This window comes from Lachnospiraceae bacterium oral taxon 500, assembly GCA_002999035.1.
GTDB lineage: Bacteria > Bacillota > Clostridia > Lachnospirales > Vallitaleaceae > W11650.
Genome location: CP027241.1, coordinates 1,177,878 through 1,195,747 on the forward strand (window position 1 = coordinate 1,177,878; position 17,870 = coordinate 1,195,747).

19 protein-coding genes and 7 tRNA genes are annotated in these 17,870 nt (G+C 48.1%); all 26 read left to right on the plus strand.

The genetic code is table 11. From position 1 onward, the window contains the following. Nucleotides 1–240 precede the first annotated feature (240 nt). The 26 genes from C3V36_05410 to C3V36_05535 all read left to right on the plus strand — a co-directional run bounded on the left by C3V36_05410 (nucleotide 241) and on the right by C3V36_05535 (nucleotide 17,695). Nucleotides 241–2,490: an ATP-dependent RecD-like DNA helicase gene (locus tag C3V36_05410; protein ID AVM68725.1), complete on the plus strand. Its 2,250-nt coding sequence runs from the start codon at nucleotides 241–243 to the stop codon at nucleotides 2,488–2,490. Next, nucleotides 2,474–3,181, plus strand: coding sequence for a hypothetical protein (locus C3V36_05415; GenBank protein AVM68726.1), 708 nt, complete (start codon nucleotides 2,474–2,476; stop codon nucleotides 3,179–3,181). Before C3V36_05410 ends, C3V36_05415 begins: the two co-directional genes overlap by 17 nt. Nucleotides 3,182–3,192: 11 nt before the next feature. Next, on the plus strand, nucleotides 3,193–3,609 hold the full coding sequence (locus tag C3V36_05420; GenBank protein ID AVM68727.1) for a flagellar protein: 417 nt from the start codon (nucleotides 3,193–3,195) through the stop codon (nucleotides 3,607–3,609). A gap of 233 nt (nucleotides 3,610–3,842) precedes the next feature. Next, nucleotides 3,843–4,106, plus strand: a complete 264-nt coding sequence (gene flgM / locus C3V36_05425) for a flagellar biosynthesis anti-sigma factor FlgM (protein ID AVM68728.1) — start codon at nucleotides 3,843–3,845, stop codon at nucleotides 4,104–4,106. Between the two features lie 9 nt (nucleotides 4,107–4,115). Then, nucleotides 4,116–4,631: a hypothetical protein gene (locus C3V36_05430; protein ID AVM68729.1), complete on the plus strand. Its 516-nt coding sequence runs from the start codon at nucleotides 4,116–4,118 to the stop codon at nucleotides 4,629–4,631. A 78-nt stretch (nucleotides 4,632–4,709) separates the two neighbouring features. Continuing rightward, complete coding sequence (flgK, locus tag C3V36_05435; protein AVM68730.1) at nucleotides 4,710–6,407, plus strand: flagellar hook-associated protein FlgK; 1,698 nt, start codon at nucleotides 4,710–4,712, stop codon at nucleotides 6,405–6,407. 29 nt (nucleotides 6,408–6,436) lie between these two features. Beyond that, nucleotides 6,437–8,365: a flagellar hook-associated protein FlgK gene (flgK, locus tag C3V36_05440; protein ID AVM68731.1), complete on the plus strand. Its 1,929-nt coding sequence runs from the start codon at nucleotides 6,437–6,439 to the stop codon at nucleotides 8,363–8,365. Nucleotides 8,366–8,372: 7 nt separating this feature from the next. Then, complete coding sequence (flgL, locus tag C3V36_05445; protein ID AVM68732.1) at nucleotides 8,373–9,659, plus strand: flagellar hook-associated protein 3; 1,287 nt, start codon at nucleotides 8,373–8,375, stop codon at nucleotides 9,657–9,659. 27 nt (nucleotides 9,660–9,686) lie between these two features. Then, the gene (locus C3V36_05450; GenBank protein ID AVM68733.1) at nucleotides 9,687–10,166 is read left to right on the plus strand and encodes a flagellar assembly protein FliW; all 480 of its coding nucleotides are present in this window, start codon (nucleotides 9,687–9,689) and stop codon (nucleotides 10,164–10,166) included. A gap of 1 nt (nucleotide 10,167) precedes the next feature. Continuing rightward, a complete protein-coding gene (csrA, locus tag C3V36_05455; protein ID AVM68734.1) occupies nucleotides 10,168–10,398 on the plus strand; it encodes a carbon storage regulator in 231 nt (76 codons plus the stop codon). Further along, a complete protein-coding gene (locus tag C3V36_05460) occupies nucleotides 10,398–10,589 on the plus strand; it encodes a hypothetical protein (GenBank protein AVM68735.1) in 192 nt (63 codons plus the stop codon). Before csrA ends, C3V36_05460 begins: the two co-directional genes overlap by 1 nt. A 535-nt stretch (nucleotides 10,590–11,124) precedes the next feature. After that, nucleotides 11,125–11,412 (plus strand): 30S ribosomal protein S6, encoded by a 288-nt coding sequence (gene rpsF / locus C3V36_05465; GenBank protein ID AVM68736.1) that lies wholly within the window; start codon nucleotides 11,125–11,127, stop codon nucleotides 11,410–11,412. Nucleotides 11,413–11,418: 6 nt separating this feature from the next. After that, nucleotides 11,419–11,862: a single-stranded DNA-binding protein gene (locus C3V36_05470; GenBank protein ID AVM68737.1), complete on the plus strand. Its 444-nt coding sequence runs from the start codon at nucleotides 11,419–11,421 to the stop codon at nucleotides 11,860–11,862. Nucleotides 11,863–11,882: 20 nt separating this feature from the next. Further along, a complete protein-coding gene (gene rpsR / locus C3V36_05475; protein ID AVM68738.1) occupies nucleotides 11,883–12,119 on the plus strand; it encodes a 30S ribosomal protein S18 in 237 nt (78 codons plus the stop codon). 200 nt (nucleotides 12,120–12,319) lie between these two features. Then, a complete protein-coding gene (locus C3V36_05480) occupies nucleotides 12,320–13,348 on the plus strand; it encodes a hypothetical protein (protein AVM68739.1) in 1,029 nt (342 codons plus the stop codon). 39 nt (nucleotides 13,349–13,387) lie between these two features. Next, entirely contained in the window at nucleotides 13,388–14,551 is a 1,164-nt protein-coding gene (locus C3V36_05485; protein ID AVM68740.1) for a hypothetical protein, read from the plus strand. 48 nt (nucleotides 14,552–14,599) lie between these two features. Continuing rightward, nucleotides 14,600–14,872 carry a hypothetical protein gene (locus C3V36_05490; GenBank protein ID AVM68741.1) on the plus strand — a complete coding sequence of 91 codons (273 nt, stop codon included), beginning with the start codon at nucleotides 14,600–14,602 and terminating at the stop codon, nucleotides 14,870–14,872. A gap of 51 nt (nucleotides 14,873–14,923) precedes the next feature. Then, nucleotides 14,924–14,997: transfer RNA gene (locus tag C3V36_05495), tRNA-Asp, on the plus strand. Nucleotides 14,998–15,038: 41 nt separating this feature from the next. After that, nucleotides 15,039–15,111: transfer RNA gene (locus C3V36_05500), tRNA-Val, on the plus strand. Between the two features lie 7 nt (nucleotides 15,112–15,118). Next, nucleotides 15,119–15,191, plus strand: a tRNA-Thr gene (locus tag C3V36_05505). Nucleotides 15,192–15,194: 3 nt separating this feature from the next. Then, nucleotides 15,195–15,276: transfer RNA gene (locus C3V36_05510), tRNA-Tyr, on the plus strand. A 10-nt stretch (nucleotides 15,277–15,286) separates the two neighbouring features. Continuing rightward, nucleotides 15,287–15,360: transfer RNA gene (locus C3V36_05515), tRNA-Met, on the plus strand. A 4-nt stretch (nucleotides 15,361–15,364) separates the two neighbouring features. Further along, nucleotides 15,365–15,437 (plus strand) — tRNA-Phe (locus tag C3V36_05520). Nucleotides 15,438–15,492: 55 nt separating this feature from the next. Next, nucleotides 15,493–15,568, plus strand: a tRNA-Lys gene (locus C3V36_05525). Beyond that, nucleotides 15,558–15,803 carry a hypothetical protein gene (locus tag C3V36_05530; GenBank protein AVM68742.1) on the plus strand — a complete coding sequence of 82 codons (246 nt, stop codon included), beginning with the start codon at nucleotides 15,558–15,560 and terminating at the stop codon, nucleotides 15,801–15,803. Before C3V36_05525 ends, C3V36_05530 begins: the two co-directional genes overlap by 11 nt. After that, complete coding sequence (locus C3V36_05535) at nucleotides 15,800–17,695, plus strand: hypothetical protein (GenBank protein ID AVM68743.1); 1,896 nt, start codon at nucleotides 15,800–15,802, stop codon at nucleotides 17,693–17,695. Before C3V36_05530 ends, C3V36_05535 begins: the two co-directional genes overlap by 4 nt. Nucleotides 17,696–17,870 lie beyond the last annotated feature (175 nt).

The window sequence follows — 17,870 nt, forward strand, 5'->3', positions numbered from 1 at the left end:
CGTATATTTGGAGTGGCAGACTTTAGGCTGGGTGCTCGCCCGGGCAAAAAGCGAAGCTTTAGAGCGGGGGTGGATATCCGCCCGAGCAGAAGCTGAAGCGCTTCGCTCAGGGGCAGATCGCCCGTTCGGACAGAAGCCAAAGCTTTCGATCGGGGAGGTCATGCAGAAACAAGCAGCGCTTTGGCAGCAGAAAGTTGAGTTAGAAATTACCGGCACAGCAGACAGGATAGTGGAGAAGTCATGGAGAAAAAGAGCGGGATTATTGAGGATATCATTTTTCGAAATGAGGACAATGGCTATACTGTATTTGAAGTGCTGACAGACAGTGGTGCCGAAACCTTTGTCGGAACGGCGCTGAAGCTTTCGGTCGGAGAGGAGATCACGGCTCAGGGCGAGTACAGCGAGCACAGTGTCTACGGCCGGCAGTTTCAGGTTAAGGAATGTATTACCCGGATCCCGCAGGGAGTGAAAGCGATGGAACGCTATCTGGGTTCGGGCGCGGTCAAAGGCATCGGGCCGGTGCTGGCCGGGAAAATTGTGGCTCGTTTTGGCGAGGATACCTTTCGCATCATGGAGGAGGAGCCGGAGCAGCTGGCGCAGGTCAGCGGCATCAGCCACAAAAAGGCAATGGCGATTGCCGAAGCTTTTTTTGAGCAGCGCAATATGCGTCGGGTCTTTCTTTTTTTACAGGAATATGAATTGTCAATGACCTATGCCTTGCGGATTTATGAGGCATACCAGGAAAAAACCTTTTTTGTGGTCAAAGAGCAGCCTTACCGGCTGGCAGCCGAGATTGCCGGTATCGGCTTTCGAATGGCTGACCGGATTGCCGAAAAAGCGGGGGTGGCTCGTAATTCGCCGGAGCGGATTTTAGCGGGGATTCGCTATGTGCTGGAGGAAGCGGCCGGCGAGGGACATGTTTATTTGCCGAAAGAAGAACTGTTCAGCCGGGTCTGCTGTCTGTTGCAGATTGAGATTGATTATTTAGAGCCTTATTTAATGGAAATGCAGATGAAGCAGCAGGCGGTTGTCCGCAAAAAAGGAGAGGGCGAAGCGGTTTATCTGGAAAGCTATTACCGGATGGAGCGCTATATTGCGGTCAAGCTCCTGACGCTGCAAAGCTTTTCTGCGGTGGGTACCGGCGGTGAGTTTGGCGGGCAGGATAAGCTGCCCGGAGAAAACAAAGATTGGCAGTTAGATGAGGTGCAGGCGGAAGCGGTTGAGCAATCGCTCAGGGAAAATGTGCTGGTTATTACCGGCGGGCCCGGTACCGGCAAAACTACGATTATCAACCGGATTATCCGGCTTTATACCGGGGCCGGCTATCAGGTCGAGCTGGCGGCACCGACCGGCCGGGCGGCCAAGCGGATGGCGGAAGCAACCGGGCATCCGGCCCGGACGATTCACCGCCTGCTGGAGAATTATTATTCGGCCGATAAGAATCAGCAGAAGTTTCAGCGGGACGAGGATTATCCGTTGGAATGCGATTTGCTGATTATTGACGAAGCTTCCATGCTTGATATTTTCTTGACATATCATGTTTTAAAAGCGCTGCCGGAAGGCGCCCGGCTGATTTTGGTCGGCGACCGTGATCAGCTGCCGTCCATCGGTGCCGGTAATATTTTAAAAGATATTTTAAACAGTCAGATTCCGAGCGTCCGTTTAAACCGGATTTACCGGCAGCGGGACGATTCGGCAATCGTTGTCAATGCTTTTCATATCCGGCAGGGCGAAAGCATGGAGTATAAGGGCAAGTCCGATTTCTTTTTTATTAGGCGATCGCAGCGCCAGCAAATGGTGGCGGAGATTATCGGACTGATTAAGACGCGGTTGCCCAAGTTTACCGGCTTTGACCCGGTGACGGAAATGCAGGTGATTACGCCGATGCGCAAAGGCCCTTTGGGAGCGGCGCAGCTAAATGCCGAGCTGCAGAAGGCGCTCAATCCGCCGGCGCAGAAAAAATATGAAAAAGCTTTTCGTGAGTTGATTTTTCGCGAGGGCGACAAGGTCATGCAGATCAAAAATGATTACCAAATGGAATGGAAGATTTACTCGCCGGCCGGTGAGGTGCTGGAGGAAGGCAGCGGCATTTTTAACGGTGATATCGGCCTGATTGAGGATGTCAATGATTTTGAGGAATGTCTGACGGTTTGCTTTGACGAAGAAAAGCGGGTTAAATATCCCTATGCTGCTTTAGAGGGGCTGGATTTGGCCTATGCGATGACAGTGCATAAATCGCAGGGCAGCGAATATCCGGTGGTTATTCTGCCGCTTTTTGACGCCGGCAGCCGGCTGCTAACCCGAAATCTTCTCTATACGGCTATTACCCGGGCCAAAAATTATGTGGTCTTAGTCGGCGAGGAACGGATTGCCGAGCAAATGATTGCCAATAACCGGGAGATTAGCCGGTATTCGGGTTTGGCTGAGATTCTGGCGGAAATGGAGCAGATTTTTACCGGCAAAGGAGGGCCTGATGAAGGAGTGGATTAGCGCGGCGCTGGACTTTTTGTATCCGCCGAAATGTGCACTCTGCGGCTGCTTGCGTGCGCCCCAGGAAAAGGGGATTTGCCGGCATTGCTATGAGAGCCGGGGCTTAATTTTGGAAAATTATTGCCGGAAATGCGGAAAAAATCTTTACAAGGATGAGTTTTTTTGCTATGATTGCAGCCGTCATGACCATGAGTTTGAAGCAGGACACGCTTTATTCCCCTATGCCCAGATTAAGGACGCGATTTGGGCAATGAAGTACGGCCGGGAAAAATGGCGGGCCTTAGCACTGGCTGAGCTGATGGGATGGCTGTTTGAGACGGAAGTCCGGCAGTGGGGAATCGAGGCGCTGGCCTTTGTACCGCAGCATTTTTCGGCACTGGGCCAAAAGGGTTATAATCCGCCGGCAGCGGCGGCGCGGTATTTGGCGGCAAGCTTTCATCTGCCACTAATCGAGGTTTTGGCGGCGCGGCGCAAAGCACATGCTCAGAAAGAGCTGTCTGCGGCGGCGCGGCAGAAAAACTTAAAAAATATTTATTTTTGCAAGGAAAAAGTTCCTTTTCGGCGTATTTTACTGATAGACGATGTATACACCACGGGAGCGACAATTGACGCCTGCAGTCATCTTTTGAAAGAAAGCGGCGCAGAAAAGGTTTATTTTTTAACAATGGCAATCGGTAGTTTTAATGAATAGGAGGAGTAGGAATGGACGTTAGAAATTGTGTTCGCTGCGGAAAGATTTTTAATTATATTACGGGTTATCCGATCTGCGCGGATTGCAAAAAGGAACTGGAGCAAAAGTTTGCGGAAGTAAAGCAGTATTTGCGGGAAAATCCGCATTCCAGCATTCAGGAAGTGGCGGATGCCAATCAGGTTGATATCCGTCAGATTAAGCAATGGATTCGCGAGGAGCGGATTACCTTTGCTGAGGATTCCATGGTCGGGATTGAATGTGAGCGCTGCGGGACGACCATTCGGACCGGGCGTTTCTGCGCCAAATGTAAATCAGAAATGGCCGGAAACTTGGAGAGTTTTACCCAGAGCGCGACACCGGCGGAATCACCGCTGAAGAGCAGCCTTCCCCCTCAAACAGAGGAAGATCGTCTGCGTTTTCGCCGATAGAGAAAATAAGCATTTGATAAAAACTTTTTTACAGCCGTTTCGGGGGCGGAGTGCCGCTTACTGAAACGGCTGTATTATTTTGATTAACTCACGCTTGCAAGTTCTTTATTTTAGAGGATTAGGGGGGCTTACTGGAACTGCAACGTTTTTTTACACAAAAAAGGTTAAGGATTCCCAAAAGTGAGACGATAATAATTATAGCAAAAATATACAGCGTAAAGGTGGTGTAAAAAATGAGAATCGTAGGAACAGAAAAAGTTCAGGGCATTTACGGGAAACAGTCGGTGAAGCGGACGGAAACGAAGGCGGGAGCATCTTACGGCAAGGACAGCGTAGTGTTTTCCAATTTGGCGAAAGAATTGCAGCTGGCGAGCAAGGCGGTAAAGGAAGCCCCGGAGGTCAGAACGGAGAAGGTTGACCGGCTGAAGGCTCAGGTGGAAAGCGGTCAGTATAATGTCAGCGCCAGTCAGATTGCTGAGAAGATTCTGGGCTTTTAGGTGGCATAAATGGCAAGTTTGATGGATGATTTAATCGCGGTCATGGAGCAGGAAGCGATTTGTTACGAGAACTACTTAAAAACAGCGAATAATAAAAAGGAAGTTATTATTAAGGGAGATGTGCCCGGCTTACAACAAATTACCCAAGAAGAGGAAATTGTGGCCGGGCAGCTTTTTCGTTTGGAGAAAAAGCGGCAGGCAGTTGTCAGTGATATCTGCACCGTCACCAATCGCAACGCCGAAACTTTCACGGTGTCGGCGCTGGTCAGAGATTTGGCAGCCAGACCGGAAGAAAGCGAAAGGCTGAAAATCGTGGCAGACCGCTTGAGCAAGGCGCTGGAAGCTTGCCGGCAGATTAATCAGACCAACAAGATGCTGATTGAACAGTCGCTGGAGTTTTTGGAGTTCACGATTAATGCTTTTTCGGGATTAGCCGCCGCCGGCAGCAGCCCGACTTACCGGAAAAAGCAGGGAGATTTCAAAGAGCCCGGCAGCGGTCATTCTATTTTTGATGCCAAACAGTAGCAATTAGAACGCTTTTACTTAGCGGCTGAAAAGCCGGATGACAAACCGATAATGATTTAAACCATAAAGGAGAAAACCATGAGTTCGATGAGCAGCTTTTCCCGGGCAGTTTCCGGAATGATGAGTCATCAGCATGCACTGTCGGTGACGGCGCATAATTTTACTAATGTGAAAACCAAGGGCTACAGCCGGCAGTTGGTTTTATTCGGCGACGCGCCGTATGCTAAAGTCGGACAGAACGGCACGACACTGATGCAGGTCGGCATGGGGACAGATGTCCAAATGGTGCGTCAAGCCAGAGATATGTTCCTGGATCAGGCCTATCGGGCGGCCAACGGCAAAAAGCAGTTTTATGCCGGAATAGAACAGGCGATGTCAGAGCTGCAGACGATTTTGGGTGAACCGTATCAGCAGCAGTTCGGCAGTTCGCTCAATGATTTGGCCAGTTCCATGCATGAGCTGGTTAAACACCCGGACGGACTGGAAACTCGCGGCGTGTTTATTAAGAATGCCGGACATTTTTTGGAAAAAGCCAATTTGATTGGCCAGCAGCTGAGAGATTATCAGCTTAATTTAAACGAACAGATCAAGCAGAAAGTGAACCGGATCAATGAGATCGGACACCAGATTCGGGAACTGAATCAGCTTATTTCCGGCGAAGAAATCGGCCGGGATCAGCCGGGACTGTCGGCGAATGCCAATGATTACCGGGATCAGCGCAATCTTTTGCTGGATGAACTTTCCGGTTTGGTGCAGACCCGTTATTATGAGGAAAAAAACAGCGTGGTCAATGTTACGATTGAGGGAGTTCCCTTTGTGCAGGAGGATAAGGTGTATGAACTGGGCCTGATTCCGGCCCGGGAAAAAAGTCCGCTGGTCGATCCTTATTGGCCGCATTTAAGCAATAAAACAGCGACCCCGCCCCAGTATTATAAGTTGATTTCGTTTGAGAATCCGATCGGGCCGGAGTATGACAACAATTCCGGAGAACTCAAGGGCCTGCTGTTAGCGCGGGGCGATCATGCCGCTAACTATACGGAAATGCAGAATCAGGCCTATTATGAGAAATATATCAAGCCGTCGGCGGTCATGAATATGCAGGCGCAGTTTGACAATCTGGTGCATGATATTGTGACGATGATCAATAATGTGCTGGTGCCGAAAAAACCGTCGGCTACGCCGGGTAAGCTGGAACTGGATACGGCCACCGCACCGTATGGCTTAAAGGACGCAAACGGCAATGCTTCGCGGGGCGAGGAACTCTTTGTCCGCAAATACATTCCGCATCATTCCCAGACAGGCGGGCTGTATGAAGCCGAGGATCCGGCGAATGAGTTCAGTCTGTATTCGGCGTCCAACTTAAAAATCAATGAAGTCATTTTAAATGATTACAATAAACTGGCTCTGTCCCAGAATGTTCACGACCTGGCTGATTCCAAGTATGTTATCAACAAGATGATTGATCAATGGAACAACAATCGTCTGCTGATTGAGCCGGGAGCCACTTCCAAGGAATCGTATACTTCCTATTACCGGAGTATGGTTGACGGCCTGGCGAATCGGGCGCAGTCGGTGGAAAGTAAATTAAAAGGCGGTGAAGCCTTACTGAATAAAGTGGATTATGAGCGAAGTACGATCAGTTCGGTGTCGGAGGACGAGGAGTTTGGCAATCTGATTAAATATCAGCATGCATATAATGCCTCGGCCCGCTTAGTCAGCGTGATTGATTCGATGATGGATCGGTTGATCAATCAAACCGGTCTGGTCGGCCGGTAGGCAGAATGTAAAAAAGAAAGGAGCAGAAAATGAGATCATCATTTTTTGGGATTGGCGTAGCGCAGCAGGGATTATTTTCCGCCCGGGGCAATATGGACGTCATCAATCACAATATTGTGAATTCAAAAGTAGAAGGCTACAGCCGCCAGTACGCAATTCAAAGAGCAAGCCGGCCGATGCGCAGTCTCCATCGTGGCATGGTTGGCACCGGTGCGGAGATTCTGACCGTTGATCAGTACCGGAGCGGTTATCTGGACAGCAAGTACCGCAATTTTAATAAAGATTTGGGAGAATATAAATCCAAAGAGGAACTTTTAAAGCAAATGGAGTCGATTTTTAATGAGCCCTATTCCAATGGCTTATCGACTTACTTAGACCGGCTTTATGCCGGACTGCAAACCCTGACCACCGCGCCAAATGAGGATGCGGCCAGAACCAATGTGGTTCAGTTGCTCAAGGGCTTTGCCGATGTGATTAATGATACGTCTAAAAAATTGCGAACCTTGCAGAATGACGTCAATTTTGAGATAAAAAGTACGGTTGATCAGATCAATTCCTATGCTGAGCAGATTGCAGCGCTCAACCAGCAGATTCAGGACTCGGAAATCGGCGGCCACAAAGCCAATGATCTGCGCGATCAGAGAAACCGTTTGGTCGATAAATTAAGCGAGATTGTACCGGTTGCGACCCGGGAAGATATTGATGCGCTGGGCCAAAAAACCTTCCATGTCAGCATTAACGGTGCGCAGTTGGTGCATGGTCCGATTGCCAGTTATCTGGAAGTGCGGGCGCGGGAGTATCTAAATAATCCCGAGGATAATGCCGGTTTATTTGATGTTTACTGGAAAACCGGCCAGCAGCTGAATGTCAGCGCCAATAGCTTTGCCGGTAAGCTGAAGGGCCTGGTTGATTTGCGTGACGGAGTCAATAACCGCAACTTCCGCGGGCTGGTGGACAGCATGCCGGGGGCGATGAACTTGACGGTTAAAAATGTCAACCGTTTTGATTTGCCGAAGGTGGGCAAACTGACGATTAACGGCCAAGAAATCGAATATGAAGATTATGAAATCAATGAGGCGACCAAAGAAATTAAGTTCAAATTAAAGAATCCGGCCCCGGCCGGGCTGCATGGCAAGTATGCCATTATGGGCGAGGATAAAGCCTTCCGAGGAATCCCTTATTATCTGGGGCGCTTAAATGAATTGAGCCGGATTTACGCGCAAAAAATGAACGGACTTCATCAAAAAGGCAGAGAGAATACCGGCCTGCCGCTGTTTGTCGGACAGGGTAATTATGCCGGCAAGGTGGCCGTTACGACTGCCGGAACCGTGACCAACTTAAAGGTTTACTCCGATGAAGCGGGTGATGTGCCGAGCAAAGGGAAGCTGACCATTCACGGTCAGGATGTGGAATACACGGCAGCATCGGCACCGACTTTGGTAACTTTGCCGGACGGTTCCAAAAAATATGAGCGGACATTTACGCCGGCAGCGCCGCTGCCGGGAACGGACAGCCGGATGCAGGAGGGAGCCACGGTTCGGGTGCAGGATATTAACTGCGATAACCTGACGGTGAATCCGGAGATTGCCGCTGATTTGAAAAAACTGGAGCTGCACTATAGCAAAAAACCGATCGGTGATAAGAGCGACACGGCGCTGCTTCATGATATGATCAGTCTTCGTCAGGATACGAAGTTTTTTGACCGGGGAACACCCGATAACTTTGTCCAGGCTTATATGGGCGAGATGGGGATTGATAAATCGCAGGCGACTTCCTTTAGGGAAAGCAGCGGAGATTTGATGCGGATGGTTGATATTCAGAGAATGTCGGTTTCGGGCGTGAATGCCGATGAGGAAATTTCGGAAATGATGGCTTATATGCGAGTTTATCAGTATTCGGCCAAAGCCATGAGTGTGTTTGATCAGATTTACGAAACGACGATTAATATAGGAAGGTAGGTAAGCGATGAGAGTAACCACCAATATGATTCATAAAAATTTGATATATTCTCTGAATGAGCGGACCTTAGACCGTATCCGGCTGAACAATCAAATCTATACCCAGAAAAAGATCAGCCGGCCGTCGGAGGACCCGATTGCCGCCACCAGAATCCTGAAGTTCCGCACGACTTTGAGTGAAATCATGCAATATAAGACCAACGGCGAAGCAGCCCGTAACTGGGTGGGCATGACCGAGGGAGCAATGGAAAAAACCAAGGAAGTGTATGGGCGGATGTACAGCAAGTCGATTCAGGCATCCAATGATGTGCTCAACTTTGCCAATCGGCATTCGGTTGCCAGTGAGTTTAAAGAATTGCAGGAGCAGATTGCCACGCAGGCTAACGCTTCCTATGCCGGCCGCTATATTTTTTCCGGCTATAAGACCGATAAATCGGCGATGTTTGAGGAAAAGCAAAGCTTTACCACGCCTTATAAAATTGAGGAAAAGTTTACCAAGCAAAATGTGCAGAAAATAGAAAAAGCCTTTAACAACACGACCAATGAAGTGTACCGGGTTCGGTTAGGCTATTCTAATATTGATAACCTGACCATGACGCCGCCGCTGGTTCCGGCGGTGACCACGACGACTTCCGATGCCGCCGGTGCGTATGATGCTTCGGCCGGGCCTAAGTTTTTAAAGGATACGGGCGAGTTGATCATGACCAAGGCGCAGGCAGCGGCTTTTGCCGATACGACGGTGACTTATGAGAAAAAGGACTTTGCCAAGGGCGATTTGCGGCCGGAGATTTATTTTAATGTAACCGCGCCGGACGGAACCGTCTTTGAACAAAAGGAAGAAAATATTGACTATCAGATTAGCTATAACCAGAAGTTTACGGTCAATTTACGGGCGAAGGATGTCTTTACGGTCAATATGAAACGGGATATTGAAGAAATTATCCGCGATACCGAGCTTTTGGCCAAGTCCGACGATCAACTGACAGAAAACGATAAGGTTGCTTTAAAGCTTTTGGGGCAAAGATATCGGGATTTTGCCGATAAGATGCAAAAACATTCCGATCATATGTCCAATGAAATTGCCTTGGTTGGCGCCAAGGAAAGCCGCCTGATGCTGACGGTCAATCGTTTGGATGATGATAAATTAAACTTTCAGGAATTGCTGTCGGATACCGAGGATACTAATATCCCGGAAGCAATTACCACCTTATCCAGTGTCGACAATGCTTATTCCATGGCGCTGGCGGCCGGAGCCAAGATTATTCAGCCGACGCTGCTGGATTTCCTGCGCTGATAAGGGCATAAGCAAGGCAACCAATGTATGAACCGGAATACGAGAGGAGAAAATATGGTTATTCAAACAAAATATTTTGGAGAGATTCAGATTGATGAAACCAAGGTGATTCATTTTGAGCAGGGCATTTTTGGCTTTGAAGATCAAAAGGAATTTGCCATTTTGTATGAGGGTGAGGCGGATGATAATCCGTTTTGCTGGTTACAGTCGGTACATGAAGTTCATGTCTGTCTGCCGCTGATTGATCCTCTGATCTGGTTCCCGGAATATCAGCCGGATTTGCCGGATGAGGAAGTTCAGAAGCTGGGCGAGTTGAATCCAGAGATTATCAGTGTTTATACGGTGACGGTGGTTCCGGAAAACATTGAGCAGATGACGACCAATCTGCGGGCGCCGATTGTGCTCAATCTTGAGACCAAAAAGGGAGCGCAGATTGTGATTGAAGAGGGAGATTATCCGATTCGGGAAAACTTGTACCAGAGAATTAAGCAGACAAGGGAGGAATAATATGCTGGCACTTTCAAGACGCATAGGCGAGTCGATCATCATCGACGATAATATCGTGGTGACGGTAATCGGCATCAGCGGAGAGCAGGTTAAGTTAGGCATTCAGGCGCCGGGCCATATTAAGATCTACCGAGAGGAAATTCAGGAGCAGATCCGGCAGGAGAATGAAGCAGCGATGAATGTTTCCGATTCTTCGGCAGAAGCCTTGAAAAACTTGATAAAGAAGATATAATGTTTAAAAATAAGGGCTTGTCCGGCAGGGCGGGTCCTTTTTTCGGTTTGCCTGGTGCTATTTTTTATTTAAAATTTTCCCTGAAATTCCACAAATTGCGGTTTGCTTGTTGTCATCTTTCTCTATATCTCTTTTTCGTACGACAGTCGAACGGAAATGCTGTGCATTTCCTGCCTCTCTATGCAGACTGATTGCTCGCCGAGGCAAACTTTGCACATACTTTTGGGGCATTAAAATATGCCTGATTTTGAGTATGTGCTACAGACGACTTTTTTTAAAAATTTTTCCTTAAATTCCACAAATTGCGGACGACTTTTTTATGGAAGTGTGGTAGACTAAGAGTAAGGATAGCTATTCCGTAATTTGATTTTTCCTTGTCTGGAGCTTTTGCGGCCAGCATGGGAAAATCGAGGTCGTATTTTTGCTTTTCTAAGTGGAAAGGAAAAATATTTTGTTGGGCGGGAAAAGGAGAATGAGGTAATTTTTAAACTTTAAGTCAGTTCAAATGGCGGGAAGGCGGGGGAATCGTTAAAATTTAGGCAAAAGGATAAATTATTTACGTCTTGCAATTTAAAACAAGCTATGGTATACTTCATAAGTTGATGTTGCTTGCTTTAACCACCGGCGCTGATTGTGAAAACAAGTACAGCAGGCCGGCAGCATACAATCAGGCAGTAACTTGTCCTTGCTCCTATATAGGGGCCGCAGACCGTAAGGAGGTGTAAAATGAATAAATACGAATTAGCTCTTGTTATCAACGGCCGTTTATCGGATGAAGAAAGAGACAATGCGCTGCAGGCAGTAAAAGGCATTGTTGAAAGATTTAACGGCAAGATCGGAGAAGTTGAGGACTGGGGAAAGAAGCGTTTGGCGTATGAGATTCAAAAGATGCATGAAGGATTTTATTACTTCATTCATTTTGAAGCAGAATCATCGGCGCCGGCGGAAATTGAATCCCGTGTCCGTATCCTTGAGCCTGTTCTTCGCTATTTGATTGTGAAGGAAGGAGAATAAGGCGGTATGAATAAAGTCATATTGATGGGCAGATTAACCAGAGATCCGGAAGTCCGGTATTCCCAAGGGGCAAACTCGATTGCGGTGGCCAGATATTCACTGGCAGTAGACAGACGGTTTCGCCGGGACGGAGATCCGGAGGCAGATTTTTTTAATATTGTCGCTTTTGGCAAAGCGGCTGAGTTTACGGAAAAATACTTTAAAAAAGGCATGAAGGTTGTAGTGGTCGGACGCTTGCAGACAGGCAGCTATGAAAAAGACGGGATTACCCGTTATACCACCGATATTATTGCCGAGGAGCAGCATTTTGCCGAAAGTAAAAAAAGCTTTGAAGGAAATCAGGACAGCGGATTTTCCCGCCCGAGTTCAAGGCCGCAGTCGGCCGCTCCGGCCGATGACGGTTTTGCGCCGATCGGAGACGATTTCGATGATGATGATATTCCTTTCTAAATTAGAAGGAGGAGCAAAAGATGGCTTTTCAGAAAAAGCAGCAAAGACCGATGAAGAAAAAGACTTGTTCTTTTTGTGAAGAAAACGGCGAGAAATTAAGCTATAAAGATGTGAATAAATTACGCCGCTTCATTTCCGAACGCGGTAAGATTTTACCTCGCCGCATCACCGGCGTATGCGCCAAGGATCAAAGAACTTTGACCACGGCGATCAAAAGAGCAAGGCATGTGGCCCTGTTGCCGTATATTGAAGATTAATAAGGAACCGCCGAGCTTCGGCGGTTTTTTACTTTCTAACGATATTTTAATTGGAAACTCCCTTGATTTTTTGGGCTTGCTTGTGTATGATAAAGCAAGTAATCGGCTAACGAGTGTGTCTTGCCGATGAGAAATCATTTTTGAGGGAATAGGGCGCATTTCGGCCGGGCAAGGAAAGCGGATAGGTTTTTCCGGCTGCTTTGGCGGCGGCCGGGATTTTGACGTGTATGCCTGTTTCCATACCGGCGGCAAACAAGCTGCCCGGGCAGGATGAAAGGGGATTTATGGAATATATTACGTTAAAAGCGGGCAAGTATGAAGCGCATATTCTGCCGGAGCTGGGTGGAAATGTGATTTATTTTTATGATCATCAGCAGCAAAGAGAGATTTTAAAGGGAAGTCATGACCGGGAAGCGCTGAAAAACCGGCCGACGACATATGGCATGCCGTTTTTGTTCCCGCCCAACCGAATTGACGGCGGAAGCTTTCTTTATGACGGCCGTCAGTACCGGCTGCCGGTTAATGAGCCGGCGCGGAATAACCATATCCACGGCTTCTTTAAGACGGCGGATTACCGGGTGGCTGCGGAGCAGCATACGCCGGAAAGAGCGGAAGTCATTTTGGAATATGTTTTTGATGAAAATGACGCTAATTTTATTTATTTTCCGCATAAAATCAGGATTCGCAAGGCTTATGAGCTGACCGGGCAGGGTTTAAAGACGACGCTGACCATTACCAATCAAAGCAATCAAACGATGCCGGTGATGCTGGCGTATCATACCGCCTTTCCGCTGATGCCGGATCGGCAGCAGTCGGTGGCAATGAATGTCCGCTTGTCGATTAAAGCCCGGGTACAGTTAGATGACCGGCTTTTGGGCACGGAAAGCTATGTGGCCGGCGACCAAATTGCGGCGATGGCGGCCGAGAGCGGTTTTTCACCGCTGGCGGAGGTGCTCGATAATGTTTACCAGATGAAAAGTTTCGGCTTTCGGGGAGCAATCATCACCTATCCGGCTTACAAGGCGCAGACGGTGTATGAGGTCGATGATATTTTCCATTATTTTGTGGTCTGGAACAGCGGTGCAAACGGTGAAATTCTTTGCACGGAGCCGCAGACCTGCCGGAACAACGGCATTAATTTACCTTCCTGGCAAAAAGACGGAATTGATTTGCCGGCTGGGGAAGACATCCGGGTGGTGACGAAATTGTCCTCGGAGGATATGGCATAGGAACGATAATCAAAAACAAAGAAAGCAAAGGAGCAAAAGATGAAAAAGTGGATGAGTCTGGCACTGGTGTTGGTGCTGGCAGTCAGTATTTTAGCGGGATGCGGAAAAAAAGAAGAAAACGGGGCAAAAGAAGAGAGCAAGCAGGAAAATCAGGCAGAGAAGGATAAAGACAAGCAAGACGCCAAGACCCCTGAGCCGGGAAAGCTGCCGAATGATAAGGTGGTTTTAACGGTCGGTGATTATCAGATGACCAAGGCGGAAGCCAATGTTTATGTCTACACCACCAAGATGAACGTGGAAAGACTGGGGGGAGCGACAATTTGGGTGAACGAGGTGCAGGAAGGGAAAACCTTTGAGGCCTTGCAGCTGGAGCGGTTGAAGGATACACTGGCATATGTGGCGATTTTAAACGAGGAAGCCAAAAAACGGAATATTACTTTAACCGAGGAAGAAAAAACCGAGGCTTTTGCCGATATTGATGCAATTTTAGAATCCCTGCCGCAGAAGATAAAGGATTATTACGGATTTAACAGAGAGATTTTTGAGCGCTTTTTGCAATCGCAGGCATTGGGCGGCAAGGTTTTCCAGGATGAAATGAAGGATTATCCGGTTGACCAGGCTAAACTCAAGGAAAAATATGAAGCGGACAGCACTTATCAAAAACTGGAGGCGTCCGGAGATGAGCATTATTATGATAGGGTCAGAGCCAGACATATTTTAATCAGCACTTTGGACTCGGACCGGAAGCCGCTGCCAGAGGAGCAGAAAGCGGAAGCCAAGAAGAAAGCGGAGGAAATTTTGGCCAAAGCTAAGGCCGGAGAAGACTTTGCGGAGTTGGCCAAGACTTACACCGATGATCCGGGCAGCAAGGAGAACGGCGGCGAATATACTTTTGGCCGCGGCGAAATGGTGAAAGAGTTTGAGGACACTGCTTTTGCATTAAAGCCGGGTGAAATCAGCGGCTTAGTGGAAACGACCTTTGGTTATCATATTATTAAATTGGAAGAAGAGATGGCTTCAACGCCGGAACAGGTCGAGCAGGCCAAAGAATTGCGTAAGCAGATTATTTCCCAGTATGAGGACGAACTGAAAATGGAAGAGTTTCAGAAGAAGTACGAGGAAATGAAGAAAAATTACAATGTTGAGTTTGATGAAGAGGCTTTTGCTGATTTGAGCTTAAGCTATACCGTGCCGGCCGAATAAATTGCGGCCGCTTGCCGGGGTTAGGTAAGTCTTTGGCAATTCGCCGAAATGGGAGAATATGCTCTATTTCGGCGAATTACTTACTCGGCTTTTCTCTGTTCGGCCAAATGGCCTTTTGGGGCAGACTGCCCGGGCAGAAATGCGAAGCATTCAATCAGGCCGGGTTGTCCGTCAGGGCAGAAAAAAGATGAATTGCTCAAACGGCCACTAAATAAGTGGTTTCAACGATTTGGCGGAACAAAATTTTTAAAAGAAATATTAATAAAAAATTTAAAATATATTAAATTCAAAAAAGTAAATGTTTTTCTTGACAAGTCATAAGTTCTTTAGTATAATCTACTATGTTGCTTGACCACAAAGGTTAGCAAAAAAGGCCCAATGGTTCAGTTGGTTAGAACGCCGCCCTGTCACGGCGGAGGTCAGGGGTTCGAGTCCCCTTTGGGTCGTGAATAAGAAGTTTTTCTTATTAATCCCAGAGCTTTTTTAAGGGCGCTTAGCTCAGCTGGGAGAGCACCTGCCTTACAAGCAGGGGGTCACAGGTTCGAGCCCTGTAGCGCCCATACGATTGCCGACATGGCTCAATTGGCAGAGCAGCTGATTTGTAATCAGCAGGTTATCGGTTCGATTCCGATTGTCGGCTTATGGAGGGGTTCCCGAGCGGCCAAAGGGGGCAGACTGTAAATCTGTTGCTTTATGCTTCGATGGTTCGAATCCGTCTCCCTCCATTTTATTCATCGCGGAGTGGAGCAGTCTGGTAGCTCGTCGGGCTCATAACCCGAAGGTCGTTGGTTCAAATCCTTCCTCCGCTACTTCGCCCAGATAGCTCAGTCGGTAGAGCAGAGGACTGAAAATCCTCGTGTCGGTGGTTCGATTCCGCCTCTGGGCATTACCTCTGAATATCAAATTGGTTTTGGATTCGGAGTCAGAAAAGTTTATAAGATGGGTCATTAGCTCAGCTGGTAGAGCACCAGACTCTTAATCTGGGTGTCCAGGGTTCGAACCCCTGATGACTCACGAAAACAGCCTTATTGAAAAAGATAATTTCAATAAGGCTGTTTTTTTGCAGTTCAGGCAAGCGAAGTTATGGTTGGAGTGTGCAAAGAGCTTGCCTGGGGAAGGCTTTTTTAAGATAGGAATTGAAAAAGAAAGGATTATCTTATATAATGATATCAGTATCAAAAGTGTGAAAACCGGTCTGCCGCCGGAAAGTATTTGGCTTTCTGCGGGCTGCTTATTGCCGGTTGAGGAATGATTATTAAAGGAAGGGATAAAACGATGGCATATCGTCAGAAAAATAAAGCAGTTTCAGAAAAAACAAAGGCAAAGCGGGCCGGCAGCCGGCCAGCGGCAGAAATGCCGCGGTGGTTGGTTTTGCCGGTAATCCTGGTGATGGCGGTGGTTCCGCTTTTGGTCAGAGTCAGAACCTACCCGCTCGGCTTATCGCAATTTGCCTGGTTTAGCGGGCAGGAGGAAGGAGTCGAGCTGTTTTTGATGATCAAGCAGCAGGCGCTTATTTTGGCGGCAATCGTGATGTTTGTATTGACCTGTTACTATGCCGGCAAAGTGTTTGGGGGACGCGGCATACTGCCGGATAATTTTTTAACGGAAAACGGCAAATGGAAATGGGATAAGGCACTTTTTGCGCTGCTGGCCTATTTGGCGCTGGCGATTCTTTCAACCGTAGTTTCGCCTTATGCGTCCTATGGCTACCGCGGCGCGCATGAACAGTTTGAGTCGCTTTTTGTCCTTTTATCGTACGGCGTAATTGTGATTTATACTTTCTGGGCGGCGGGCAGTGAAAAAAGCATGAAACTGCTGGAAACCGGATTTTTGGTGGGGATTTCCGTTATGTGCCTGCTGGGAGTGCTGCAGTTTAGCGGCCATGATTTCTTTCGGACCAAGTTTGGCCAAAGCCTGATCTTACCCGGCGGCGGCGAACTCAAGTTTACTTTTCCGCCCAATCAGGTGTATCTTTCACTCTACAACCCGAACTACGTCGGCCAATATGTTTCTTTGCTGCTGCCGGTAATGGCGGCTCTGCTAATCAGCCGCGCCGATAAAAAAATGCGGATTTGGTACGGCCTTTTGATTTTGGGGCTTTTGCTTTGTCTGGTGGGTTCCGGCTCGAAGACGGCATTTATCACTTTGATTTTTTCGGTGTTTTTGATGCTGCTGGTTTACCGGCGGAAATTAAGGGAAAATAAAAAAGTTACAGTTTTGGGCCTGACTGGGGCAGCGGTTTTTGTGGCAGTCATGATCGCGCTGATGGGCAACAGCTTTTTTGAAAGGCTGGGGGCGGCGCTCCGGTTCCCGACCAACCCGGAATATGCTTTGTCGGCGCTGACAGCGGATGAAAATAAGATTCGTTTAACCTATCAGGGAGAAACGGCTGATTTAGTGGCAGACAGTAGCGCACCGGGCGGTTTTCGACTGCTGGCGGCAGACGGCCGGGAGATTCCGGCTCAGTTTGATGCGGCCACGCAAACTTATACCTGGCAGGAGGGAAGCTGGCAGCAGATTCCGCTGCAAATCTTTCCGGACGGTACGGGCGAAGCGGAAATGGCATGGCTGATTGCCGGCAAGAACTGGCATTTTTATTATCAGGCGACCGGATTTTACTATGTTACGCCCTACGGCAAAGCCGACCGGGTGGTGGAGATTGAAAAGGGGCTGTTTCAAAATCACGAGAGCTTTGCCACTTATCGTGGCTATATTTGGTCAAGAACTTTCCCGCTGCTGAAAAAATATTTGTTCTTGGGTTCGGGCGCGGATAGTTTTACTTTGGTTTTTCCGCAGCATGATTATTTGGGCAAAGTCCATAATAATTTTGACAATGTGCTGATTACCCGGCCGCACAATCTGTATCTGCAAATTGCCGTTCAGACCGGCGGTCTGTCGCTGCTGGCGGTGCTGGCCTTTTATCTGATGTATTTGCTGAGCAGTATTCGGCTTTACTGGCGCAGCCGGTTTGAGGATTATTACAGTCAAACCGGTGCGGCGGTGCTGATTGGGAGCTTGGGCTATATGGTTTCATCGGTTTTTAATGATTCGACGATTACAGTGGCACCGGTTTTTTGGGCGCTGATGGGGGTTGGTCTGGCGATGAATTATCAGGTGCGCAAAAAAGAAAGCGTATTAGAGTAAGCGTATAAAGCTAAGATTAAGGGAAACGGAAACGGGCGCAGTTTATTTGACATTTGTTCAAATTTCGAACAATTGAACTGCGTGTCAAAATAAAACGCTCCGTCCTGAAAAGGAATGATGCTGGGGAAAGAATGTTTTATGGACTTAAATAAGACGAACAAGGATAAGGGGAGCG

Excerpts from the sequence above, each read along its gene's own strand:
- C3V36_05410 (AVM68725.1), top strand. The coding sequence starts at position 241 with ATGGAGAAAAAGAGCGGGATTATTGAGGATATCATTTTTCGAAATGAG.
- C3V36_05490 (AVM68741.1), top strand. The coding sequence starts at position 14,600 with ATGGGAGAATATGCTCTATTTCGGCGAATTACTTACTCGGCTTTTCTC.
- csrA (AVM68734.1), top strand. The coding sequence starts at position 10,168 with ATGCTGGCACTTTCAAGACGCATAGGCGAGTCGATCATCATCGACGAT.
- flgK (AVM68730.1), top strand. The coding sequence starts at position 4,710 with ATGAGTTCGATGAGCAGCTTTTCCCGGGCAGTTTCCGGAATGATGAGT.
- C3V36_05420 (AVM68727.1), top strand. The coding sequence starts at position 3,193 with ATGGACGTTAGAAATTGTGTTCGCTGCGGAAAGATTTTTAATTATATT.
- flgL (AVM68732.1), top strand. The coding sequence starts at position 8,373 with ATGAGAGTAACCACCAATATGATTCATAAAAATTTGATATATTCTCTG.
- flgK (AVM68731.1), top strand. The coding sequence starts at position 6,437 with ATGAGATCATCATTTTTTGGGATTGGCGTAGCGCAGCAGGGATTATTT.
- C3V36_05470 (AVM68737.1), top strand. The coding sequence starts at position 11,419 with ATGAATAAAGTCATATTGATGGGCAGATTAACCAGAGATCCGGAAGTC.
- C3V36_05450 (AVM68733.1), top strand. The coding sequence starts at position 9,687 with ATGAACCGGAATACGAGAGGAGAAAATATGGTTATTCAAACAAAATAT.
- flgM (AVM68728.1), top strand. The coding sequence starts at position 3,843 with ATGAGAATCGTAGGAACAGAAAAAGTTCAGGGCATTTACGGGAAACAG.
- C3V36_05485 (AVM68740.1), top strand. The coding sequence starts at position 13,388 with ATGAAAAAGTGGATGAGTCTGGCACTGGTGTTGGTGCTGGCAGTCAGT.
- C3V36_05535 (AVM68743.1), top strand. The coding sequence starts at position 15,800 with ATGATTATTAAAGGAAGGGATAAAACGATGGCATATCGTCAGAAAAAT.
- rpsF (AVM68736.1), top strand. The coding sequence starts at position 11,125 with ATGAATAAATACGAATTAGCTCTTGTTATCAACGGCCGTTTATCGGAT.
- C3V36_05460 (AVM68735.1), top strand. The coding sequence starts at position 10,398 with ATGTTTAAAAATAAGGGCTTGTCCGGCAGGGCGGGTCCTTTTTTCGGT.
- C3V36_05530 (AVM68742.1), top strand. The coding sequence starts at position 15,558 with ATGACTCACGAAAACAGCCTTATTGAAAAAGATAATTTCAATAAGGCT.
- rpsR (AVM68738.1), top strand. The coding sequence starts at position 11,883 with ATGGCTTTTCAGAAAAAGCAGCAAAGACCGATGAAGAAAAAGACTTGT.
- C3V36_05430 (AVM68729.1), top strand. The coding sequence starts at position 4,116 with ATGGCAAGTTTGATGGATGATTTAATCGCGGTCATGGAGCAGGAAGCG.
- C3V36_05415 (AVM68726.1), top strand. The coding sequence starts at position 2,474 with ATGAAGGAGTGGATTAGCGCGGCGCTGGACTTTTTGTATCCGCCGAAA.